Annotated in this window: 19 protein-coding genes and 1 riboswitch; of the genes, 8 read left to right on the top strand and 11 right to left on the bottom strand. The window is 59.1% G+C overall.

Going from position 1 to position 23,686, the window contains the following annotated elements:
* Positions 1 to 57: 57 nt before the first annotated feature.
* Positions 58 to 3,474, top strand: a complete 3,417-nt coding sequence (locus WCA10_RS01880; protein WP_472820783.1) for an ATP-binding protein — start codon at positions 58 to 60, stop codon at positions 3,472 to 3,474.
* On the opposite strand, the gene WCA10_RS01885 is transcribed toward WCA10_RS01880, so the two are convergent.
* Together WCA10_RS01885 and WCA10_RS01890 are read right to left on the bottom strand one after the other, a co-directional pair.
* Positions 3,449 to 4,003 carry a glutathione peroxidase gene (locus WCA10_RS01885; protein ID WP_472820784.1) on the bottom strand — a complete coding sequence of 185 codons (555 nt, stop codon included), beginning with the start codon at positions 4,001 to 4,003 and terminating at the stop codon, positions 3,449 to 3,451. The two genes, WCA10_RS01880 and WCA10_RS01885, sit on opposite strands and share 26 nt — an antisense overlap.
* A gap of 76 nt (positions 4,004 to 4,079) precedes the next feature.
* Positions 4,080 to 5,114 (bottom strand): M20/M25/M40 family metallo-hydrolase, encoded by a 1,035-nt coding sequence (locus WCA10_RS01890; protein WP_472820785.1) that lies wholly within the window; start codon positions 5,112 to 5,114, stop codon positions 4,080 to 4,082.
* A 231-nt stretch (positions 5,115 to 5,345) separates the two neighbouring features.
* On the opposite strand from WCA10_RS01890, the gene WCA10_RS01895 reads away from it, so the two are divergent.
* The 3 genes from WCA10_RS01895 (at position 5,346) to WCA10_RS01905 (ending at position 8,624) form a co-directional block, all read left to right on the top strand.
* Positions 5,346 to 6,014, top strand: a complete 669-nt coding sequence (locus WCA10_RS01895; protein ID WP_472820786.1) for an alpha/beta hydrolase — start codon at positions 5,346 to 5,348, stop codon at positions 6,012 to 6,014.
* Positions 6,011 to 7,465: a glycerate kinase type-2 family protein gene (locus tag WCA10_RS01900; RefSeq protein ID WP_472820787.1), complete on the top strand. Its 1,455-nt coding sequence runs from the start codon at positions 6,011 to 6,013 to the stop codon at positions 7,463 to 7,465. The genes WCA10_RS01895 and WCA10_RS01900 overlap by 4 nt, the downstream gene beginning before the upstream one ends.
* 106 nt (positions 7,466 to 7,571) lie before the next feature.
* Positions 7,572 to 8,624 (top strand): LacI family DNA-binding transcriptional regulator, encoded by a 1,053-nt coding sequence (locus tag WCA10_RS01905; protein WP_472820788.1) that lies wholly within the window; start codon positions 7,572 to 7,574, stop codon positions 8,622 to 8,624.
* 22 nt (positions 8,625 to 8,646) lie between these two features.
* On the opposite strand, the gene WCA10_RS01910 is transcribed toward WCA10_RS01905, so the two are convergent.
* Positions 8,647 to 9,384: a lysophospholipid acyltransferase family protein gene (locus WCA10_RS01910; protein WP_472820789.1), complete on the bottom strand. Its 738-nt coding sequence runs from the start codon at positions 9,382 to 9,384 to the stop codon at positions 8,647 to 8,649.
* A 23-nt stretch (positions 9,385 to 9,407) separates the two neighbouring features.
* Entirely contained in the window at positions 9,408 to 10,301 is an 894-nt protein-coding gene (locus WCA10_RS01915; RefSeq protein ID WP_472820790.1) for a GNAT family N-acetyltransferase, read from the bottom strand.
* A gap of 226 nt (positions 10,302 to 10,527) precedes the next feature.
* Here WCA10_RS01915 and WCA10_RS01920 point away from each other — a divergent pair, with 226 nt between their 5' ends.
* Positions 10,528 to 10,911 (top strand): hypothetical protein, encoded by a 384-nt coding sequence (locus tag WCA10_RS01920; RefSeq protein ID WP_472820791.1) that lies wholly within the window; start codon positions 10,528 to 10,530, stop codon positions 10,909 to 10,911.
* A gap of 558 nt (positions 10,912 to 11,469) precedes the next feature.
* On the opposite strand, the gene WCA10_RS01925 is transcribed toward WCA10_RS01920, so the two are convergent.
* The 3 genes from WCA10_RS01925 to WCA10_RS01935 form a co-directional block, all read right to left on the bottom strand.
* Positions 11,470 to 11,751, bottom strand: coding sequence for a MoaD/ThiS family protein (locus tag WCA10_RS01925; RefSeq protein ID WP_472820792.1), 282 nt, complete (start codon positions 11,749 to 11,751; stop codon positions 11,470 to 11,472).
* Complete coding sequence (gene thrC / locus WCA10_RS01930; RefSeq protein WP_472820793.1) at positions 11,741 to 13,045, bottom strand: threonine synthase; 1,305 nt, start codon at positions 13,043 to 13,045, stop codon at positions 11,741 to 11,743. Before thrC ends, WCA10_RS01925 begins: the two co-directional genes overlap by 11 nt.
* Before the next feature lie 102 nt (positions 13,046 to 13,147).
* Positions 13,148 to 13,255, bottom strand: a riboswitch (SAM riboswitch).
* A 131-nt stretch (positions 13,256 to 13,386) separates the two neighbouring features.
* Positions 13,387 to 15,408 (bottom strand): glycoside hydrolase family 97 protein, encoded by a 2,022-nt coding sequence (locus tag WCA10_RS01935; RefSeq protein WP_472820794.1) that lies wholly within the window; start codon positions 15,406 to 15,408, stop codon positions 13,387 to 13,389.
* A 546-nt stretch (positions 15,409 to 15,954) separates the two neighbouring features.
* Between WCA10_RS01935 and WCA10_RS01940 the strand changes: the two genes are divergently transcribed.
* Positions 15,955 to 16,356 carry a hypothetical protein gene (locus tag WCA10_RS01940; RefSeq protein ID WP_472820795.1) on the top strand — a complete coding sequence of 134 codons (402 nt, stop codon included), beginning with the start codon at positions 15,955 to 15,957 and terminating at the stop codon, positions 16,354 to 16,356.
* 489 nt (positions 16,357 to 16,845) lie between these two features.
* Here WCA10_RS01940 and WCA10_RS01945 read toward each other — a convergent pair whose 3' ends face one another.
* The 4 genes from WCA10_RS01945 to nuoI all read right to left on the bottom strand — a co-directional run bounded on the left by WCA10_RS01945 (position 16,846) and on the right by nuoI (position 22,594).
* Positions 16,846 to 17,991: a chitobiase/beta-hexosaminidase C-terminal domain-containing protein gene (locus tag WCA10_RS01945; protein WP_472820796.1), complete on the bottom strand. Its 1,146-nt coding sequence runs from the start codon at positions 17,989 to 17,991 to the stop codon at positions 16,846 to 16,848.
* 163 nt (positions 17,992 to 18,154) lie between these two features.
* A complete protein-coding gene (gene metH, locus WCA10_RS01950; RefSeq protein WP_472820797.1) occupies positions 18,155 to 20,845 on the bottom strand; it encodes a methionine synthase in 2,691 nt (896 codons plus the stop codon).
* Positions 20,842 to 21,969: a homocysteine S-methyltransferase family protein gene (locus WCA10_RS01955; protein ID WP_472820798.1), complete on the bottom strand. Its 1,128-nt coding sequence runs from the start codon at positions 21,967 to 21,969 to the stop codon at positions 20,842 to 20,844. The genes metH and WCA10_RS01955 overlap by 4 nt, the downstream gene beginning before the upstream one ends.
* A 154-nt stretch (positions 21,970 to 22,123) precedes the next feature.
* Positions 22,124 to 22,594, bottom strand: coding sequence for an NADH-quinone oxidoreductase subunit NuoI (gene nuoI, locus WCA10_RS01960; RefSeq protein ID WP_472820799.1), 471 nt, complete (start codon positions 22,592 to 22,594; stop codon positions 22,124 to 22,126).
* 131 nt (positions 22,595 to 22,725) lie between these two features.
* Here nuoI and WCA10_RS01965 point away from each other — a divergent pair, with 131 nt between their 5' ends.
* Positions 22,726 to 23,208: a hypothetical protein gene (locus WCA10_RS01965; protein WP_472820800.1), complete on the top strand. Its 483-nt coding sequence runs from the start codon at positions 22,726 to 22,728 to the stop codon at positions 23,206 to 23,208.
* Between the two features lie 248 nt (positions 23,209 to 23,456).
* Positions 23,457 to 23,686 (top strand): hypothetical protein (locus WCA10_RS01970; RefSeq protein ID WP_472820801.1); only part of this gene is annotated, 230 nt, incomplete at its 3' end.

Raw genomic sequence — 23,686 nt, forward strand, 5'->3', positions numbered from 1 at the left:
CCCGAATATCCGATGCTGAAAGGATCTTGTGGGTTAATGAAAGCCGGAGAGAACCCGATGCACGAAGACTCATCTCAGCCAGGCGGAATTACAGGCACAATGACACCCGCCTTGATGAGCCAGCTCATCAGCTCATACGACTGGTCTACGACTCCGCTCGGTCACGTTGCCTGCTGGCCCGACAGTCTCAAGGCGGCGGTTCGCATCCTGGTCACTTCGCGCTTTCCGATGTGGATGGCCTGGGGACCCGAACTCACCGTGCTGTACAACGACGCCTATGCCAGCGTCACGCTGGGCGAAAAGCATCCTTGGGCGCTTGGCAAGCCGGCCCCGGAGGTATGGCACGAAATCTGGCCCCAAATCGGTCCGCGTATCGAGCGGGTGATGACCACGGCAGAAGCTACGTGGGATGAAACTCTCGGCCTGATTCTTGAGCGCAGCGGATACCCCGAAGAGACGTTCCACACTTTCTCCTACAGTCCGCTTGCCGGATCGAACGACAAGATCGATGGCATGCTTTGCGTGGTCATGGAAGATACGCAGCGCGTGCGCGGCGAACGCCAGCTGGCTTCGCTCAGCTCCCTTGCAGGCGCGCTCGTCAATGCCAATACCAGGAAAGACGTCTGTGAGGCAATCGAGCGCGGTCTGGCCGGCCAGAAGGACATTCCCTTCGCACTCGTCTACACCTTCGAAAATAGTGGTTCCATGCTCCGCCTCGTCGCACAAGCCGGCATCGAGCCCAGTCATCCCGCCGCGCCGCGCGAGATCGATGCCGAATCCTTCAGCAGCCCTTGGCCTGTCGATGTCCTTTTCAGCGCCAATCACCCCATGACTATCGATCGGCTCGGCGATCTCTTCCCGGATCTGCCCACAGGCCTCTGGAATAAGCCACCTAACCAGGCGAGGCTGGTCCCCATGTTCCGGCGCGGCCAGGAAAAGCCGACCGGTGTCTTTATCGCCGCGCTGAACCCCTTCCGCCAGTTTGACGCAAGCTACGAGGGATTCCTCGATCTCGCCGCAGGCCAGATTGCAGCCAGCATCACCAATGCCGAGGCCTATGAAACGGAGCGAAAACGTGCCCAGGAACTGACCGACCTCGACAGCGCCAAGACCGCGTTCTTCAGCAATGTAAGCCACGAACTGCGCACTCCTCTCACGCTGATCCTTGGCCCCATTGAGGACGCCCTGCTGAACCAGGTCCCTCCCTCGCCCGAGTCGCTGGAGATGCTGCACCGCAATGCCCTCCGCCTCCTCAAGATGGTTAACGGCCTCCTCGATTTTGTGCGCATCGAAGTTGGCCGCATGCGCGCGAATTACCAGCCCACCGATCTGTCGGCTCTCACCGGCCAGTTCGCTAGCGTCTTCCGTTCTGCAGTGGAACGTGCGGGGTTGAAGCTCATCGTCGAGTGCCCGCCGTTGCCCGAGCCCGTCTACGTCGATCGCGAGATGTGGGAGAAGATCGTACTCAACCTGCTGTCCAATGCGCTCAAGGCCACCTTCGACGGCGAACTGCAAGTCTCAATCGCGGCGGATGACACCGGAGCGCAACTCACGGTGCGCGATACCGGCACCGGTATCGCCGAGAACGAGATCCCACATCTCTTCCAGCGCTTCAACCGCATTGAAGGTGCGCGCCGGCGCAGCCACGAGGGCAGCGGAATCGGTCTCGCCCTGGTGCACGAACTCGTCGAAATGCACGGTGGCTCCATCACAGTCGAGAGCAAGCCGGACCAGGGCACCACCTTCCGTGTTCATCTGCCCTTCGGCCACGAGCATCTGACCCATGGAAAAGTCGAAAAGGGTGCCAGCAGCCCCCTCGTTATGCAGGGAACCGCCGTGGCGTATGTGCAGGAAGCCCTGGGCTGGATGCCGGGGCATGATCTGCTGAAAAGCCAGATCGCCGGTTCGGTCGCCGGCGACCAGGACGACGACTCCCCCCTCGCCCCTGCCACTCTCAAACCGGTCGTGCTTCTGGTCGACGACAACACCGATATGCGCGAGTATGTCCGCTCCCTGCTGGCCGGGAAATTTGAGGTTGTGGCTGTCACAAACGGGAAACTCGCACTCGAAGAAATCGGGCGCCGTCTCCCCTCACTTGTTCTCACCGACGTCATGATGCCCGAAATGGATGGCTTTGCGCTGCTCTCCGCTCTTCGTCATGATCCTTCCACCGCCGCCATTCCCATCATCATGCTCTCCGCCCGCGCCGGTGAGGAAGCTCGCATCGAGGGCGTCGAAGCCGGTGCGGACGACTATCTCACCAAGCCCTTCACCGCTCGCGAACTGGTCGCCCGCGTCGAAGCGCAACTAAAGATGGCACGGATGCGCCAGGAGGCGGCCGAACAAAAAGCCGCGTTGACCCAGGAAATCAATCGCGCGCGGCAGTTCGCCGGTGAAGCGCTGGAACACGTACCCGTCGCCTTCTGCACACTCGATCGCGACTACCGCATCACCTACATGAATGCCGCCGCGCTGCAGCTTGCCGCGCTTTCTGGCAAACCGCACATGGGCGCCCGTCTGTGGGATCTGTATCCCGACCTGATCGGAAGCGAACTCGAATCCAACGTCCGCCGCGCCATGGATGCGCGCGTTCCCGTTGAGTTCGAACACTTCTTCCCGAGTCCCGGAAATGAAACCTGGTTTCAGTTCTACGTTTATCCGCAGCCCGGCGAAGGCATCATCCTGTACTGCCGTAACACCACCGAAGCGCGCAAAGCCGAGCAGGCCCTCCGGCGTTCTGAGCAGTTGGCAGCCGCGGGCAGGCTTGCCGCCAGCATCGCGCACGAAATCAACAATCCCCTCGAGGCCGTCACCAACCTGCTCTTCCTGGCCAAAACCGATGCCGGTCTGTCCTCAAGTTCCAAAGACTTGCTCGAAATCGCCGACAAGGAACTACAGCGCCTTTCGCATATCACGGCGCGAAGCCTGAAGTTCTACCGCCAGCGAACCGCGCCTGCCTTCACAGCGCTCGATGAAGTTATCGATTCCGTCATTTACTTCCACGACCCGGCCATCCGGGTACGCAATATTGCGATTGAACGCCGCTATCACTCCGCACCCGCGGTCCTTTGCCACCCAGGAGAGATCCAGCAGGTCTTCACCAATCTTGTTTCGAATGCCCTCGATGCCCTGCCCGAAAAAGGACGCCTCGCCCTCGCGGTGCGACCCGCACTCGATCGCTCTGGACGCGAAGGCGTTGCGGTTACCGTCGCCGACAGCGGCTCCGGCATGGACAAGCACATGTTCGAGCGCCTGTTTCACCCATTCGTCACCACCAAGGGCGAAGCAGGGACAGGACTCGGGCTCTGGGTCTCCAAGGGTATCCTCGACAAACACAACGCCCATGTCGCCGTACGCTCAAAGTCAGGCTTCGGCACCGTCTTCCGGATATTCTTCCCCCTCGTCGCTCAGGCCGATCCATCGGCGTCGGTACGAACCGGACCTACAGCTATTCCTTCGCCAGTTCTTCCTTGATAGCTGCAATCAGTTCCGGGGCGTCCGGCAACGTATCCGGCGAGAAACGCTTCACCACTTCGCCGTTGCGGCTCACCAGGAATTTCTCGAAATTCCAAAGCACCTCGGGGTCGGCGTTGCTTTCAATTCCATATCCCTTCAGCTTCTCGCGAAACGGAACCTCCGAAACGCTGATCGCTTTCGGCTGCGCGGTCGTCAGCAGCTTGTACAGTGGATGCTTATCATCGCCGGCCACGCTGATCTTGCTGAACATGGGAAACTTCACGCCATAATTCGTCGTGCAGAATGACTGGATCTCTTCATTCGTGCCCGGCTCCTGGCTCTTGAAGTTGTTCGCCGGAAACCCCGCTACCACCAATCCCTGTCCACGGAATTGTTCATACAGATTCTCCAGGCCCTCGTACTGCGGCGTCAGGCCGCACTTCGAGGCAACGTTGACTAGCAGGAGAACCTTGCCTTTGAATTCCGCGAGCGAAGCATCTTCGCCGGTGATCTTGTGTACTGGAACGTCGTAAACAGCGGTACTCATGATGAAATCTCCTGACATATATATTGCCATTTTGCTCCCTTTTTGGATGCGGCTGTTCAGAAATGGATGCGCTCCATCACGACAGCAGCTGTCGGGCGACCCGAATATACATCTCAACAGCTTCAGCGAGTTCTTTCTTCGCCAGCTTCTCAAACGGCGTGTGCGCCACATGGATAGAACCCGGCCCCAGCAACAACGGCTCCCCCCAGTTCGAGAGCTGCGGAATGTCGGTGGTGAATTTCGCGATCATTGTCGGCAAACCCTCCACCGCGCGTAACCGGACGAACGGAATCTCCAGAGTGAACTCCACCTCCGCCAGATCCCCCGCAGCTTCGATCAGCGCCGCACGCACCGGCTCCGAGTCTCCCACCAGCCGCACCAGCACCTGCGCTTCTGCCTTGTCGGCGATCACGTTCGGTGCATGGCCTCCATGAATCTGTCCGATGTTGAGTGTGCTCGGCCCCACATCTTCGGTCACCGGCAGTTCCAGTTTCAGCAGCCGTCCCAGCACCTCCACCAGCTTGTGCACAGCACTGTCCCCGAGTTCAGGGTAAGCCGAGTGCGCCATCTTGCCTTGCGCCCTGAAAACGGCGCGCAATGAACCCTTCGAAGCCAGCGCAAGCCGATTGTCCGTGGGTTCCCCATTGATGAGAAAACGGCTTCCCTTCGGCGTTTCATTCGCCACCTTCGCACCGGCGGAATCCCTCTCTTCGCCGCTCACAAACAACACCCCCACACGATACCCCTCGCTCCGCAAGGCCTCGGCCGCCGCCACCTGTGCGGCAATGATGCCTTTGGCATCCGACACCCCGCGCCCATAGATGAACTCCCCATCCTCGCGAAATGGGATGTACGGAGGCACCGTGTCCATGTGCGTGGAAAAAACAAGGTCGGCCGTCTGCCCCGCGGTTCCGCCATAAACATTCCACCGCTCGCCCACGCCCGCGCTCTCGGCGGGTTGCGGAACCGGAGTCTTCTCCACGGCCCAGCCCCGTGCCAACAGAAAATCCGCAAGAAAGTCACCCACCCGGCCTTCGTTATAGGTAGTGGATTCAATCTCGCAAAGCTGTTCGGTGAAACGGATCGGATCGAGCCGCGGAATCTCGTGCATGGTTCTGCCAGAATATCGCAGCCAGCGACGATCAACTCGAAATGCGCCGTGCCGAATTCGGGCCGCCGCACTTCCGCGGATTCGGATTCGCAGCGGAAAGCGACAATGCAACAGCCGGCAATTTGCACCGCCTGCGCATACTGCCCGACGCGCAGTCGGCGTAAAATAGCCCTTGGAATGACCTCCCCAGCTACGACGTCGTTGTCCGAAACAAGTTCGGAAAGAAATTCTTTGCGCACCGTTGATTTGCCGGGTCCCGCTGGCCGGCTTGAGGCCTTGTTGAACGAAGGCGCACCCGATGCGCAGTTCGCCGGCCTCGTCTGCCACCCCCATCCCCTCGGCGGCGGCACCATGCACAACAAGGTCGTCCATCACGCCATGAAGGTCCTCAACGCGCCCGCATTTGACCTCCGCTGGCCCGTCCTCCGCTTCAACTTCCGCGGCACCGGCACGAGCGAAGGCCAATATGACGGACACGCCGAATCGGCCGACGTGGTCGCAGCGATCCATTGGCTCCACGCCGAATACAGGTTGCCGATCGTCCTCGTCGGCTTTAGCTTTGGCGCAGCCATGGCAATCGCCGCCTCCAACGCACTGTCCGCGTCATCCGCATCCACCCACCGCCCGAACCTTCGCGCGCTTGCCCTGCTGGGGCTTCCGACCCACGGCTTCAAACGTTCCTACGAATACCCGCTTCTCTCCACCTGCACTCTGCCCAAGCTCTTCCTCAGCGGCGATCAGGATCAGTTCGCCACAAAAGCGCAGTTGGAGCACGCGTTCGATTCTGCCGCCGATCCCAAGACCCTGGCGTTCATCCCCGGTGCCGATCACTTCTTTACCGGACATCTCGAACAGATGCAGAGAGCCCTCGCAGCCTGGCTGAAGGAGCAGATACGATGACGCCGGCCAGCGATACCGCTCTCGATTTTATCCATGCCCGCGCCACAGAATTCTTTACCGGCGCGCTCGAGGCAAGCAGCATCGAGTCCGCATTCGATCGCCGCATACGCTTCGAGGGCAATACGCTCAAGCGGTTGATTCTCGACGGCAGCGGTCCCGACATCGTCAATCTCTCGCAGTTCAAGCGCATCTTTGTCGTTGCGATTGGCAAGGCCGCAGGACCCATGCTCGAAATCCTCCTCGACCGCATGAGGCGCCGCAAGGGCCTGCGCGGCATCTGCTGCACCAAGTACCTCCCTAAAAAGCGCAACTGGCGTTTCCGCTACTTCGAAGGCGGCCACCCTTTGCCGAACGAGGATTCCTTCGCCGCCGCTCGCGCCGCGCTCGCCATGCTGAAGAAAGCGAAGAGGGACACTCTGGTTTTCTTCCTGATCTCCGGCGGCGGCTCCGCCATGTTCGACCTGCCTCTTGATCCTCAGATCGGCCTCGACGACACCGCGGCATTTCACGAGGCACTGCTCGGCTGCGGCGCGCCCATTAACGAGATCAATACTCTGCGCAAACACTTCAGCGCAGTCAAAGGCGGCCGCCTCGCCATCGCCGCTCCCGAGGCCCTGAAAATCTCCTTCCTGCTGCCCGATGTTCCCTTGCGAACCCTCGATGCCCTCTCCTCCGGACCAACTTCGCCCGATCATTCCACCGTCGACGAAGTCCACGAGATCATTGCCAAATACGATCTCGCCGAAAAATTCCCTTCGGCGGTGCGCGCCTTCTTCGAGCGCAACGACCTTCCCGAGTCCCCCGGCAACAAAAGCTGGCGTCCGCCTTTCCTTTCCCGGTTTCAAAAAGGCGCACCGGCGCCGGCACGCCGCTTCACCTCCGCCGTCAATCTCACCGGCGAAGACGAGGCCTTTCGCGATTCGGTCTTCGAACTCCTGCTGTCGAGTCACGATCTGGTTGAAAGTGCGCGCGTGCTCGCGCAAAAAGCCGGTTACTTCGTTGCCATCGACAATTCCTGCGACGACTGGGATTACGCCGACGCCGCCCGCTATCTCCTCGACCGCTTTCACGATCTGCGCGCGCTGCACCGCCGCTTCTGTCTCATCTCGGGCGGCGAGGTCACCGTCACACTGAATCGCACGCCCGGCGCCGGTGGCCGTAATCAGCAATTCGCCCTGGCCTGCGCCCTTGAGCTGGCCCATCATCCCGGCGAAATGCTCACCGTCTTCAGTGCCGGCTCCGACGGAATCGATGGCAACACTCCCAATGCCGGCGCCATCGTCGATCCCACCACCGTCGCGCGCGCCGTTGCATTCGGATTCGACCCCGAACAGTCCCTCCGAACGTTCAACGCTTGTCCCCTGTTTACGGCCCTGGGCGATACCGTGGTCACCGGGTCCACCGGCCACAACCTGCGCGATCTGCGGCTTCTGATCTCTGATAAATCCTGAAACCGGCCAGCCTGTATTCTCAGGTTCAACTTCCGCGGGCCCGTCAGCCGGCGCTATGATGGAAGTTCCATTCTCATTGATCTCCGACAGTACTCAGGATTCACACGTGGCTCGAAAAGCAAGTCGCAAGAGCGCCGACAAGACTCCCGATATTCGGGCTGTGGCCGCATTGGCCAAGGTTTCCATCGCCACGGTTTCGCGTACCATCAACGGCTCGCCCGTCGTCAGCGAGAAGCTCTCCAAGCGCGTCTGGCAGGCCATCGAACAGCTCAATTATTTTCCCAACACCCACGCCCGCACGCTTGTTTCAGGCCGCAGCCGCCTCTTCGGCATCATCGTTGAGAACATCACCAACCCATTCTTCCCTGAACTGATCCAGAGCTTCGAAGAGATTGCCGTCGCTCACGGCTACGAGATCCTTGTCAGTTCCTCAAACAGCGACCCCGCCGTCCTCACCACCTGCGTGCGCCGCATGCTCGAGCGCAAAGTCGAAGGCGTCGCGGTCATGACCTTCGGCGAAGAAGAACCCGTGCTCGATCAACTGTCTTTTCACGATGTGCCCATCGTTCTCGCCGAGTTCAAGCTCCGCGAGCCAAAGGCTAGCACGATCATTCTGGACTACAACACGGGCATTCGCGCCGCTGTCGATCACCTCGCAGCCCTCGGCCATCGCGAGATCGGCTTTCTTGCCGGTCCTCACAAGCTGCACTCCGCCATCACCCGCCAGAACGACTTTCAGGCCGCGATGCAGGGAAGCAAACTGACCATCCAGAAAAAATGGATTATCGAATGCGACCACACCCTCAAGGGCGGCGTAGCCGGCTTCGGAAGGCTTCAGGCACTGAACGCGCGGCCCACGGCAGTCATCTGTTCGAACGACATGACCGCCATCGGCGTTCTGCGCGCGGCCTACATGCAGGACCTGCGCGTACCCCAGGATCTGTCCGTCATCGGCCTCGACGATATCGACTTCGCTGAGTTCACGCTGCCTCCGCTCACCACCATCCGCCTTTCGCGCTCCGACCTGGCAAAGGCCGCATTCGATGCTCTCCGCCAGCATAGCGAAAGCCCCGGGAAGCCGGGCCTGCAGCGCGAGTTTCTTGTCTCGACCAGCCTCGTAGTCCGCGGGTCAACGGCGCCGCCCCCCGCTGGCGCATAAGCTGCAGAATTGATTTTTCTAACTACGCCGGCTCCAGCATCTCTGCTTCTTCGCGCATAGGCGCACCGTTCCGCACCGCGACAATCTCGTCGTGGGTCTGGTCGGCCGCTTCGCGGCGATCGTGGTAAACCTTCGGCTTGCCGAAGCGCACATCGGCATAGAAACCTGTAACGCCCAGCGCCTTCCACAGATGAGGCACAAGGAGCGTGTCCCCATACCAGCACAACTCCCGCTCCGGCGTGCCATCGTCGATTACGTACCGTATGGTGGCCGTTGTTACCGGCACACCAGCCTCAACCGCCGGTGTGAAAAGCCTTGAGTGAAATCGCAGCACCTCACTCCCATCGGTGCTGGTGCCCTCAGGGAAGAACAGCACCGGAAGCGGCCCTTTCAGCCGTTCCGCAACCTGCTCGGTAACTTCAAGTGCGCTCGATCGGCTCAACCGGTCGACAAAAAGCGCTCCGCATGCTCGTGCCATCATGCCGATCACAGGCCAGCCGTTGACTTCGGCCTTTGCCACCATGACGCTGGGTACAATGGCTGCATAAATGACGGCGTCAATGTGGCTGAGGTGGTTCGAAACAACCAGTCCGTGCACAGGCGGCAGCCCTGTGATCCGCACCCCGACTTGCAGGCTGGATATCACCCGTCGCGCTGTCGCTTGAAACCAGATCCCCCTGCGCTCCGGCGTGAACGGGCCGCTCAAGCGAAACCGCCCCAGGCGAAGAATACTGACCGAAAGTGCAAAAACCAGCGCCACAGCGCGCCGGAGTCTCCTCAAACTCATTGCGTCAGTGGCGCGAGAAATCGATTACGCGCAGCCGGGGAGAGCATCTTCAGATCGAGCAGAGTCAAAAAATCAATCGTGCCAAACTCGCGGTCCCACGCCGGCGGCGCGCAGATCCGCGCCCCGATAGTCAGGTAAGTCTTCAATAACTTCGGAACCTTGATTTGCGTCGAAAGATTCTGCGGGCTCAGCGATATCTGTGTATCCCTTCCCGCCTGTTCGGTTGGACATTCGTAAGGTGCCGTCGGCACCGTCTCAAATTCCGGAGAAACTCGGTACCGCTCGAGTTCGCGATACATCAGCCACCCTTCGGCCGGATCCTTGGAATTCAAGGAAGAGCAACCTATCAAATAACGAAGCCCCATGTCATGAGCATACTGCGCAATGCCCCGCCATAACAATGTAAGTACCTCGGGTGTCCGATGTTCGCGATCGATCGAGGCCCTTCCAAGTTCAAGTATGTCGCGGCGCAACGGCTCATACGGTCCAAATGCAAACTCCTGCGCTGAGTAATAACCCAGGTTCCGCGCGGCTGTACTTCCCGATTGCATCCGATAGGTGCCTACAACGCGCCCGTCGGTCTTGTCTTCGACCAGCAAATGCTCGCAGAAAACATCGAAGTGATCGCAATCGATCCCCGTCTCGTACGAGCGCTCCAGACCCTCGCCCAATTCAATGTTAAAGACCCTGAAGCGCAGTCTGCACGCGGCTTCCCGATCATCCGAGCCCTGAGCCAGCCGCAGCCGGTAGCGGCCAACTTCAGCGTAGATGCTCGGCTTTACCGGCAAGGCCGGAGCCGCTGCAAAGGGGAAAAAATGGGAGAGGTCCACCGCGGGGGTGGTAGGAGGTAAAAGTGCGAACGGAGCCTTCTGCCCTGCTTGCGCAATCACGGGAGTAGTATCCGGCAGCGATTGTAAGAGGAAGATGAAGAGAACGCAAAAGAAATGCGAAAAATCTCCGCGTCCCAAACACAACAATCAAATAAATCTGATATTTAGAAGATCGAGCCCTCCCAAACCATGTGATCTATCTCACCTTCACGACGAGTTAGCACTCGTCAGGCGCTCCTAAAATTCAGTTGTAAACGTAATTTACTTTGTGATACAAAGTAAAACCATGAAGACGATTCAACGTTCCCTCGCCGCCCTGGAACTGCTCCTCGTTTTCCCCGCAGTTCTGTTTATGACGTCGTTGCTCGCCCGCAGCCTCCAGCCCCAACAATACGAACCGGCGCACACCGCCCAGCGCATCGTCGACTGGTACGCATCCAGCCCACACGTCGGCCTGTGGATTCTGCTCATTGCGCTTCCCCTCGTCGTGCTCGCCATCGGCTCGATAACTCTGCGCCGCGAATGGCGCCACAATCAAGCCCTCCGCACCGCCGCGCGCGAAGCCGTCGGAATCCTCCGCTCTCATGTATCCGCGCTGCTGATTGCCGGTGCAACGGCAACGGCCGGAGGAATTCTCGTCATCGTCGCCCTTCACATGATGACCGATTGATGCGATTCATAACGTCAAGGGCAGAACATCTCTCGGGATCGATTTCGTGTCATCGAAGTTCCCGCGATAGACCAGGTATCGAGGCACCAAGTGAGCGCATCGTCGACAATCGGTTGGTCCCTTGTGTTCATCCTCGCCTATCTTGAAGCGCCCACAATCCTCGTTTGGGGATGGATTAGGTGGAGTTCACTGCACTCAAAACAATGGACTATTTCATCCACACTATCGCTCATTGGATTCGCACTCGCTTCCGCTTCCGCATTTCTTGGACTTTGGACAATTGGCTACGCATCCGCCGGCGGATTTGAATTGAAGTACGATTTCTTCTTCCGGATTGTGGCGAAAGGCTTCATCCTTTCGCTCGCAGCGATGCTGTTCGCTAGGCGGCATTTGGCGAAAATCCTCACTGCGATGGTTCGCTCCATCGAGTTCGCTCGGTGTGTTTGCCTTTTGGTTGGTCGCCACAACTTGGCCCTGAAGTACAGCCTCTGAGGGAAGCCCAAAAGCAAAACGTGGCCAAATCGGCCACGTCTCGCTGCACTACCCCAATCAAAAAACTCAGCAGCATCCCCCCGCAATCGAAGGAATCACCAGCACTTCATCCCCTTCCTGAAAGCTGTACTTGTCGTTGCCCAGGAACCGAATATCTTCCTCGTTCACGTAGAAGTTGATAAACCGCCGAATCTGTCCGTCTTCCCCGCGCAAATGCTGGCGCAGCGCCGGAAAGCGGCCCTCAATATCCGTCACCAGTTCCGGCAAATTCGATGCCGTGCTCGAAATCTCACGCACGTTGTTGGTGTGCTTTTGAAACGCGTTCGGCAACAAAACTCTAACGGCCATAGATCTCTCCTGCCAGGCTCAGGCCCTGGCTCGCTGCGGTGCGCTCTTCCACAAAGTTTTCAAAGTCTGTCAGCCGCGGACGAATCGCCGCGCTCTCTGCATACGCTCCGTTCAGGCAATCGGTCGTCTTCAATCCGTTGCCGGTAATGCACGCCACAGTCAACTCATCCGGCTGGATCCGCCCATGCGCATACAACCGCGCCGTCACTGCCGTGGTTACGCCGCCCGCCGTCTCAGTAAAGATGCCTTCCGTCTCCGCCAGTTCCTGGATCGCCGACACAATCTCGACATCCGAAACATCCTCCGCCCAGCCGCCCGTGCCGCGAATCACACGCGCCGCGTACATGCCGTCCGCCGGATTCCCGATCGCCAGCGACCGCGCGATCGTATTCGGCCGCTGCGGCTCGATTACATCCGTTCCGCCCTTCACAGCCTTCGCAATCGGCGAACATCCCGTCGCCTGCGCGCCAAAGAACCGTACCGGCTTCTCATCCACAAGCCCAAGCCCGATCAGCTCGCTGAATGCCTTTTTGATCTTCGTAATCAGCGAACCACCTGCCATCGGCACCACCACGTTGTCCGGCAGCCGCCAGCCCAGTTGCTCCGCAATCTCGAATCCAACCGTCTTCGATCCCTCCGCGTAATACGGCCGCAGATTCACATTCACAAATCCCCAGTTGTAGCGATCGGCAATCTGCGAGCACAGCCGGTTCACGTGGTCGTAGTTGCCTTCCACGCGCACCAGCGTCGCCCCGTACACCAGCGTGTTCAGAATCTTCGCGGGCTCCAGATCGGCCGGCACCAGGATGAATGTCTTCAGTCCCAGCCGCGCCGCATGTGCCGCCACCGCATTCGCCAGGTTCCCCGTCGAAGAACACCCGACCGTATCGAATCCGAAGTCCTGCGCATTCGCCAGCGCCACCGCCACCACGCGATCCTTGAAGCTCAGCGTCGGCATGCACACGGCATCGTTCTTGACGTAAAGATTCTTCGCGCCAAACTCCGCACCCAGCCGCGGAGCCTTCACCAGCGGCGTCAAACCCGACGGCGTCTGCGGAACGTAGCTATCCGCTACCGGCAGCAGCGTCCGATACCGCCACATATTCAGCGGCCCCTGGGAAATCGTCTCGCGGGTAAAGCGGTTCCGGGCATACTCGAAGTCGTATGTCACTTCGAGCGGAGAAAAGCACTCATCGCAGATCGAAAGCGGCTGATGACCATAGGTCTTGCCGCATTCCCGACATCGCAACCAATACGCAGTCGTCAAAGGTCCCTCGCTGTGTGCGAGTGACATGAGAAGCTCGAGCGCGTGACGTGCCCAAGAAAGAGTGAACGTGAATTGACTCGAAACTGCTTGCGAAGCTGCTAAAGCAAAGGGTGCTGAAGCAACCCCCGAATCTCATGTTCCCCGTCTCCGGGCAAGAGTTGACACCATACTCCCGTTTTGCGCGGGCAGGTTGTCGTGGCGTCACAGGGCTCGTCCCTCAGCCACTCTGCATGAAACTCAGGCTTGCCCTTGAGGGCAAACTTGAATATTTAGTTTGTACCACAGCCCGGTTAGCGCCGCAAGTAACCACACAGCGAACGGGCTTCAACCCCATTTGAATGGATGAATTTGGGCTTGAAATGGAAAAGTCAGGGTTGATTAGCTCTCGCCGGATGAGTCCAGATCGCGTTTCCCCCGCCGGAAACCATCTTCACCTCCAGCACCGAAGCCCGATCCACCGCCTGCTTCGTGAATTCGGTGTGCGTCGCGTGCTTTCCCGCATCTGCGGCGTCCGAATAGATCTCCGCCTCGTACTTCCCTTCACCGAGGAACTCGAGTGGCACTTTCACCGTCCGCGCATCCCAGTTGGTAATCGACCCGACATACCAGTCCTTCCCGCTCCGTCGCGCGATCGTGATGTTTTCCATGGGCCACCCCGCGATTACGCGCACCTCATCCCACGTCGTCGGAACCTGCCGGATGAACTCAAAATCGTGCTGCCCCTCATAGTGTTCGGGATAGTCCGACACCATCTGCAGTGGACTCTCCATGACAACATAGAGCGCCAGCTCGTGTGCGCGGGTTCCCAACCCCATCGGCATTTCATTTCGGGCCACAAAATTCTCGCGGTTGCTGTTGCCGAAGGCGCCCGGCGTGTAATCCATTGGCCCTGCAAGCATGCGCGTGAAAGGAAGGGTCGTGTTGTGCACCGGCGAAGTCCGTGCACTCCACTTCAAATACTCCTTGCCCATCACACCTTCTCGCGTGATCACGTTGGGCCAAGTCCGCCGCAGACCATCGGGCTTGAACGCACCATGGAAGTCGAGCATCAGGTGATGCTCCGCCGCCTGCTCCGCAACGTGCCGGTACCACGCCACCATCTGCTGATCGTCGCGATCCATGAAGTCGATCTTTACGCCTGCTACTCCCCATTTCTCGAATAGCGAAAATGCTTGCCCCATGTATTTGTCCACCGAAGTCCAGTGCGACCAGAGCCAGATGGCGACATGCTTTTCCTTCGCATAGCGCAGCAACTCCGGCATATCCACGTTCGGATCCACCTTGGTGATGTCAGCCACGGCGGCGTAATCGTCCGGGCCCTTGCGGTTTGCTTGCGCCCACCCCGCATCGATCAGCATGTACCGAAATCCCGACTGCGAAGCAAAGTCGATGTAATGCTTCATGGTCGCCGTGTTCATCCCAGGCATCGTACTCATGCTGGGAGCGGCCTCGCCTGACCACCAGTCCCACGCCGACTTCCCCGCACGAATCCACGAAGGGTCGGCGATTTTCGAGGGTGGATTCAGGTTCAACACCATGTTCGACTCAATCAGCCGCCCTGGCTCGTCGCCGATCATCAGCACACGCCACGGAGTCGTGACTGGAGCATCAGCTTCCACCGCAATACCCGGCACATCGATTCGCGGCGAAAGCTCCGCCCGCAACCCAAAACGAGTATTTGCTTTGCGCAGGTACATTCCTGCGTAATGCTCAATATCAGCTTCCGTCACCGCAACCCAGCCCGTTCCCGGAATCTCCGCCAGTAGCGGCAATGCGATCAGCCAGTCCTGATGTATCCCGCTCACGTGGCGCATCTGGTATTCATCTTCATACGACGATTGGAAGCCATCCACGATAAGAGGATAAAGAGACGCGTCTTTGGCGAAAGTAAACTCGGTCAGCTCCCGTTCAATCCGCACGTCCTTCAGATTCGGCTGCGCGGGCACGATATACCGGAACGCAACGCCATCGTCATACGCTCGAATCTCAAGGGAAAGTTTTCTCCCCGACGCATCTTCGAAGTCCGCGAGAGTCGAGTTGTAGTGATCCCGCACCTCACTCGTCTTGCCAACGGGGATGGTGTACGTCTCATCATGCTGGCTCGTTCGCTCGTTCACCCTGTGCATGCCGGGCCCAAGGGCCGGCTGCCCCTGCAGCTTTAACCCAAGCACGCTTTCGTTCATCAGTTGTTTGCCGCGGAACTGCACGGAGTAGTGAATGTCGGCGGTCGCTGCTTTCGCGGCTCCGCCTGTCGGCCCGTCAGAAAGCAGAAAGACAATCTGCCCGTCCGGCGATTTCACTTCAATCCCCGCCGCATCCGGATTCTGCGCCAGCGCGAAACTTCCGCTCAAAAATGCAGATAAGAGAGGGTATACCAGTATGCGTCGCATCTCGTCCGGATCATATCACTGCCTCACGAAGATGGAAGTGCGTGCCCCGTTCATCGCGGATATGTCGCGATGAGTGGGCATCGAACCCATGCCCAGAGCGGCTTTGCCGAAAAAACCCCTGAAGAGAGTGAGGCATTGCGCAGAGTTGCCGCTTGTCGTGCAGCAGCGCCCGGCTTCTTGTGCAGCCGAAACTTCCGCATCGGGGGTCATGCATTCGAATCGGCGCAGTTTTGTGGCAGGGCACGACTTTAGTCGTGCCGCAAAGCGGCAGAACATTTTTTGGGCTTTAGCCCCTGAGGGATGTACTTTCCGCATCGGCGGTTACTCACCCGCTTCGAATTTCTCGAGCGCTGTCATCCTGACGCGCAGCGGAAGGATCCGCGGTTGCCTTTCACTCCTTCCCCATGGGCGTGATTTGCCCGCGTCATCGGTCTTGTGTCAGGGCATGACTTCAGTCGTGCCGCAAAGATTCGCTCGGTCCCATATCACAGCACCAAGTTCATCATTTACTGGCGATCGATCTGACGAGTAGCATGTGTCCTCAAGATGCACTGGACTCGTTTTGTTCTCGCGGTTATCGGCGCGGGGATTGTAAGTTCGATGACGGATTGGTTCTTCGCTGGCGACTGGATTCACAAGCGGTTCACATATCCAGAGATTTGGCGCAAGGGCCCCGAAACCAGAGCGATCATCGTTTCGAGCGCGTTGCCGTTCGTGACGTGCGCTACGTTCATGGTTCTAGCTCTTTGGCTGGACGTCCACTCGCTGGCCACATTGCTCAAACTTTCCCTATTAATGTGGCTCATTGGGCCGCTCCCACTCATACTTACCAATGCAGCATTTATCAAGCTTCATCGGGTATTTGTGGCCCTCTATTCAGTGGGGTGGCTCGTGAAGCTAGTGATTGCTGGCCTCGTAGCACATTGGCTGCTTGTTCCCGGCAGATAGTGGATATTGCGGAGGTTTTCGGCAAGTTGCCCCCATAACGCGGTGCACTCGGGCAGACGGCTGTCTACCTTCGAGAACCACCCAATCTCGTCAAGCCCCATTCTGCGAAGATTTCTCCCAACCCCTTCATTCCACTGCGCAAAATCTTTCCCCGCTTTTGCAGATAATTTCCCCCTCCCGGCGCACAATGAACTCAATGCAAATCCTCCCACAGCACGAGTTCTACAAATGCGCCCACAAAACGGCTTACTCCCTGCTCCCTGTCCCCTAACCCCTGTCTTTAGAAATCTCTACAGCTAACCTCAACCCACACAGATCTTTAGCGCCACCCCCCTCTGTAACCCGATGAATGTAGGTTCTTTACCTGGAGAGACCGGGTAATAGGGGTCAAGGAGTCTCATGTCCATGTTCAACCAATGCTGGCCGGGGACACCATGGGATAGATACCACCGATCTGACCGGCAGACTGTCCCATCGAGCGGGATCGAATCAGTTCGTATAGATCCTCACGTAATCCACCTGCATGTCGCCCGGAAACACCGTTGTCCCATCCACGTTCCCCGGCCAGCTGCCACCCACCGCCAGGTTCAGAATGATGAACTGCGGTCTATCGTCGAAGGGCCACGTTCCCGGAAAATTCGCCGGTGTGAACGTCGCATACACGTTGCTCGGATCATCGACGTAATATTGCACCTGTCCCTTGCTCCAGATCATGCCGTAGGTGTGCCACACCGCAGCCGAGAAGCCTGCAGGATGATACTGCTGAGTGCCATCGGCATGGGCGGCGGTAGTCCCGCCATGCACCGAGCCCGCAATCCAGTCGTAGCCCGGCGGTGTCCCGCCCACATACGGTGGAGGATTGCTTCCGTCGATGTGCTCCATCACATCGAGTTCGCCGCAGGCCGGCCAACTGAGGGTGGTGATGTTATTGCCGAGCAGCCAGATGGCCGGCCACATGCCCTGGCTTTCGGGTATCTTGATTTTTGCTTCGAGCCGCCCGTACATGTAACTGAACTGCCCCTGGGTCTTCAGTCTCGCCGATGTGTATGTTGTGCCGGATGGATTGCGCGCCGTAATGTGCAGAACTCCGGTGGTGTCGATATACGCATTCGGATTATTCGGATCGCAGGGCGCCGTCCCCGATCCCGCCGCGCAATACGTCTCCTGCTCATTGTTGCCGCAGCATTGGAAGCCCGTGTCGTACGTCCAAACCTTCGAGTCCGGCAGAATATTGCCCGATCCCGAATTCGCGAAATCGTCGCTCCACACCAGCGCGCCCGAAGCGATATTCGGCGTATAGCTTTGCGACGCCGCCGCACTCGTCGTATAGCCCGAAGCCGTCGCAATCGCTTTCACCGTCACGTTCGACGACACCAGAACCGGCGCTTGATACACCTGCGACGTCGTCGTCGGGGTCGAACCATCAAGGGTGTAGTAGATCGTGGCTCCCGCCGTCGAGTCCGACAGGCTCACAATTTGCGCGCCATTCTGCGCCGCCGCCGCAGTCACCGCTGGCGTCCCCGCCGGAGTCGCCGTATTACCCCCTCCCGGCGGCCCCGCCTTGCCGCCACCACCGCCACAGCCACACATCAATGCACCCGCTAAAACCAAAGCCGTCAACATATCAGCCCTCATTTGCACGTGAACTCTCCCATCTGACGTCGCAAAGGCGTGCCTTATCACACCGCCCCATATCAAAGCATCCGGCGTCTGACAGGGTCAATCATTTAAAGCGATTCTTGATGTGACTTCGAGCACAATCCTTCAGGAAACTTCGTGCGCCGCGTTCACCCCACAATCACCGCGCCGGATCGTAATTCAAATTCGGCGCCAGCCAGCGCTCCGTCTCGGCTACGCTCATCCCCTTGCGCTCCGCATAATCGGCCACCTGCTCGCGATCGATCTTGCCCAGCGAGAAATAACGAGCTTCAGGGTGCGCAAAATAAAGCCCGCTCACGCTCGATCCCGGCCACATCGCAAACGACTCGGTAGTCCGAATCCCCGTCTTCGCTTCCACATCGAGCAAGCGCCAGATCGTTCCCTTCTCCGTGTGATCAGGGCACGCTGGATAACCAGGTGCCGGACGGATGCCGCGATACTTCTCCTGGATCAGTTCCGCCGGGCCGAAGGTCTCTGCCCGCCCGTAGCCCCACTCATCGCGCACCCGCTTGTGCAGGCACTCAGCAAACGCCTCCGCCAGCCTGTCTGCGATTGCCTCAGCCATGATCGCGTTATAGTCATCATGCTCGGCGCGATAGCGATCTGTCAGTGCCTTCAATCCGATACCGGTTGTTACGGCGAATGCCCCAATGTGATCGCGCAGACCCGTTGCCTTCGGCGCAATAAAATCCGCCAGCGACCGGCACGGCTCGCTGCCCTCGCGATTCGCCTGCTGCCGCAGAAAATGTAGACTCTCTAATTGACTGGTCCGCGTCTCATCGGTGAAAAGTTCTACATCGTCACACACCGCCGCCGCTGGAAATAGACCATACGCACCGCGCGCCGTCAGCAGTTCCTCTGCGATGATCTTGTCTAGCAGTGCATTCGCTTCCTTAAAGATCTGCCGCGCCTGATCTCCTTGCCTCTCATCGTCGAGGATGCGCGGATAAACTCCCTTCAGTTCCCAGGCATGAAAGAAGGGCGTCCAATCGATATAATCCCGCAGCGTCGCCAGCGGAAAATCCTCAAGCACGCGCACTCCCGTAAACTCGGGCACCGGAATATCTTCAGCGCGCCACTCGATCGGCGTTCGTCGCGCGCGCGCCTTGTCGAGCGCGATGGTCTTCTGTTGCGGAGCCGAGTGCGCCTTGCGCACTGCCTCGTACTCCGCCCGAAGATGCACCACAAACTCCGCCTTGCCATCCTCGCTCAGCAGACTCGTCGTCGCGGGCACCGCGCGGCTCGCATCAATAATGTGGACCACTGGCTCGCTATAGTGCGGCGCAATCTTCACCGCCGTGTGCGCGCGGCTTGTCGTCGCTCCGCCAATCAGCAGCGGCACTTTGAACTGCAGCCGTTCCATCTCCCGCGCTACATGCACCATCTCTTCAAGCGACGGCGTAATCAGCCCGCTCAGCCCGATGATGTCGGCTTTCACTTCCTTCGCGCGTTCTAGAATCTTCTCCGCTGGAACCATCACTCCAAGATCGATCACTTCGAAGTTATTGCATGACAGCACCACGCCCACGATGTTTTTCCCGATATCGTGGACATCGCCCTTCACCGTAGCCAGCACGATCTTTCCCTGCGCCTTCACAACCTGGCCCGCAGCCTCCATGGCCGCCTTCTCGGCCTCCATGAACGGAAAAAGATACGCGACCGCCTTCTTCATCACACGCGCTGACTTCACAACTTGCGGCAGAAACATCTTGCCCGCGCCAAACAGATCGCCAACCACGCTCATCCCGTCCATCAGCGGGCCTTCGATCACCAGCAGCGGACGGCCCAGCTTCGCGCGCGCCTCTTCCGTATCCAACTCGATATAGCTGTCGATCCCCTTCACCAGCGCATGAGTCAGGCGATCTTCCACCGTTCCATTGCGCCACTCTTCCGTTTTCTTTTCGGCAACAACCGCGCCTTCGCCCTTCAGCGACTCGCCAAACTCCACCAGCCGCTCCGTCGCATCAGGCCTGCGATTCAGCAGCACATCCTCGATAAGTTCCTTCAGCTTCGGCTCAATCTCCTCGTACACTTCGAGCATCCCGGCATTCACGATGCCCATATCGAGACCCGCCGCAATCGCATGATACAAAAACGCCGCGTGCATCGCCTCGCGCACCCGATTGTTGCCGCGAAAACTGAACGAGATATTTGAGACGCCGCCGCTCACTTTTGCGTGCGGCAGGTTCGCCTTTATCCATCGCGTCGCATTGATGAAGTCGACCGCGTAATTGTTGTGCTCCTCCATGCCGGTCGCAACGGTCAGAATATTCGGATCGAAGATGATGTCCTCGGCCGGAAACCCAACCTTGTCCACGAGAATTCGATAAGCCCTCTCGCACACACGAATCTTGTCTTCGAACGTCGCCGCCTGTCCCGTCTCGTCAAACGCCATCACCACCGCGGCCGCACCATACTTCAACACCGTTGCCGCATGCTCGCAAAACTTCGCTTCCCCCTCTTTCAGTGAAATCGAATTCACAATGCCTTTGCCCTGCAGGCACTTCAGCCCTGCCTGCAGCACGGCCCAGTTCGACGAGTCGATCATGAACGGCACCTTGGCGACTTCGGGCTCACTCCCCAGCAGTTGCAGGAAGCGCGTCATCGCCGCGACGCCGTCAATCATCCCCTCGTCCATGCAGATATCAAGAACGTTTGCCCCATTCTCGACCTGTTGCCTGGCAACGCTCACGGCTTCTTCAAACTTGCCGTCCTTCACCAGCCGCGCAAACTTCGGCGAACCGGCCACATTGGTCCGCTCGCCGATCATGATGAAAACTCTGGCTTGCTGCGTAAACGGCTGCGATCCCGACAGGCGAAGAGGCTTCATGCTGCAACACCTTCGCCCGCGTCGGACTCTGGTTCCGATCTTTCACCCAACTTCCGTGGAGGCAAGCCCTCCAGCGCCTTGGCAATTGCCGCAATATGCTCCGGCGTATTCCCGCAGCATCCCCCGGCAATATTGATCAGCCCCGCCTTGGCAAACTCGCTCAGGTAGCGCGCCATATCCTCCGGCCCCAGGTCGAATCCCGTCGCCGACAGCGGGTTCGGCAGCCCCGCATTCGGATAGCACGAGATCGCCACGTTCGCCTTTTCCGAAAGCTCCGACAGAAATGGATACATCAGGTCCGGCCCCAGCGAGCAATTCAATCCCACCGATAGCGGCTTCACATGCTCCACCGCATTCCAGAAGGCCTCGGTGGTCTGCGCAGAAATCAGTGTCTCCCCGCCGCGTCCCACCGCCGCCGAAATCATTACCGGCAGTTCCACAGCATCCTCGTCAAACACCTCGCGAATCGCCACCAGCGCCGCCTTGGCATTCAGCGAATCGAAGATCGTCTCCACCAGCAGAAAATCGACCCCGCCCGCAATCAGCGCCCGCACCTGCTCCGCATACGCCGTCTTCACCTGGTCAAACGTCACCGACCGGAACCCCGGATCGTTCGCATCCGGCGAATTCGAAAGCGAAACCGTCAGCGGCCCAATCGATCCCGCCACAAACCGTGGCCGTCCCGTTTCCTTTCCGACCTTATCCGCCCATTCGCGGCAAATCTTTGCCGATACTTCGTTGATCTCCCACGCCAGAACCCGCAAAAACTTGTCGTCAATGATCTTCTGGTAGAACTCGGGATCCTTCCGACCCCCATGCTCCCGCGGATCGTCCACAAAAAACTCGCTCTGCGAAATGGTCGTCGCGCCAAAGGTGTTGGTCTCGATAATGTCGGCCCCTGCCTCCAGAAACCGCCGGTGAATATCGCCAATCATTGCGGGTTGCGTCAGCACAAACAGATCGCCGTTGTTCTTCAGGTCCTTCTTCGCGTCCTTGAAGCGCTCGCCGCGGATATCCGCCTCGGCCATACCATACGTACGGATGGTCGTGCCCATCGCGCCATCAATAATCGCGATGCGCTTCTTCAAAATCTCCACCAGGGGATGTTCGTGGGGTGTCGTCATATCTCTTTGATGATTGTATGAGGCTTACGGACCAGACGCCGGTTCGAAGCACGGAATAGAAGCAATCGGGGACTGGACCGGGAGATTACAGGGCTGAAACGCCGTTCGAGCGATTGATGGGTCTTACTCCAAAAAGTGAACCGGCGGAGCCGCGCTACCGCGCCGCCGCTATCGCACTCACCGGCAACAGCATGTCTTCCTTGCGCATCACCAGGCTCGTTGCATTCAGGCTGGCCAGTTCAAACCCGTGTCCATGCGTAATCGCATCCGTCGGGCAGGCCTCCACGCAGTATCCGCAGAAGATGCACCGGTTGTAGTCGATGTTATAGACCTTGGCGTACCGCTCCGACGACGAGATCCGCTGCTCCTCGGTATTCTCTGCCGCTTCGATATAAATACAATTTGCCGGGCAAGCTGCCGCGCACAGAAAGCAGGCCACGCACTTTTCCAAACCATTCTCATCCCGCTGAAGCACGTGCCCGCCGCGGAAGCGCTGTTCGAACTTCGCCCCACGATTTGGGCCCTTGCCGTCCGGATAGTTCTCCACCGTCGTAGGTTGCAGCATTTCACCGAAGGTGATGCTCATCCCCTTGGCAATCGCGGCAATATTGCGCACAACCGACATAGCTCCAGTATACGATGGATGCCTGGAGGCGACCGCCCGTGCCCACAATGGGGTTGCACACACTTCTCCTGTCACTTTTTCTCGCGACACCTTTGGCCTACGCGCAATCGGGACCAATCACAGATCTCCCCATGGGTCATCCCCGGCCGCCCGATACTTCCCTCACGCGGCAGCTAGCCGACCAGGGCCGCGACGCAATGGTCACTCCTCTGAAGATCAGCTACGGCAAAAAGTCAGAGGAGTGGACCGCACCCAAGCTCGCCCAGCTTCCCCACGAAACCATCCAGGTCACCAACGAACGCACGCGGGCTCCCGAATCCTACTCCGGAGTTCCCCTGATGGCTCTGCTCGTCGAAGTTGGCGTTCCCCAGAAACTCAAGGGCAAAGACTTTCGCCTCTACGTCGTCGCCGAAGGACGCGACGGCTACAAGGTCGTCTACTCGCTCGGAGAAGTCTCCCCCGACGTTCACGATGGTTCAGTGCTGCTAGCCGACAGCGTCGATGGAAGACCACTCGCCGGCGACGGCCCCGTCGAACTGGTTATCTCCGGCGAACGTCGACCGGCGCGCTGGGTTCGCGGCGTCGTCTCCATCAAGGTGCAGGCCGCCGATTGATGCAACAGATTTGCTTCGCTTTGCCCGGCGCCCGGCAGATCGGTGTCTCGGCATCCAGCCTGTAGGCAAGCGGTCTTGCCCGAACCTCGGCAAGACCGCTCAATCCGCTCCGGCTCGTCTAGTCTAATGCGGTTGCTTATCTTTTTCGTCCGATTTGGGTTTCGGCTCCGGTTTGTGCTCCTGCTGCGGTTTCGGAGCTGCGTGCTGCTCACGCTGCTTCAGGACCGGTCTCGTCTCTTGTTGGTGCTGTGCAGGCCCCGGTTCTGCCGCATGCGGAGCCCGCGCAGGCTGCTGATGCTCCACTGGCGCGGGCCGCTGTTGCTCCGGACGCCGTGGTTCCGGCGGTGCCTGCCGTTCAGGTGCGGGCTGCGCATGTTGCAACGGCGCCTGGCGCTCCGGGGCGCGCTGCTGGCGCGCAGGATGTTGCACTGGGGCCGGAGGCCGCTGTTGCTCCGGACGCCGTGGTTCCGGCGGTGCC

This window comes from Occallatibacter sp. (genome assembly GCF_049582745.1).
Lineage (GTDB): Bacteria > Acidobacteriota > Terriglobia > Terriglobales > Acidobacteriaceae > Telmatobacter.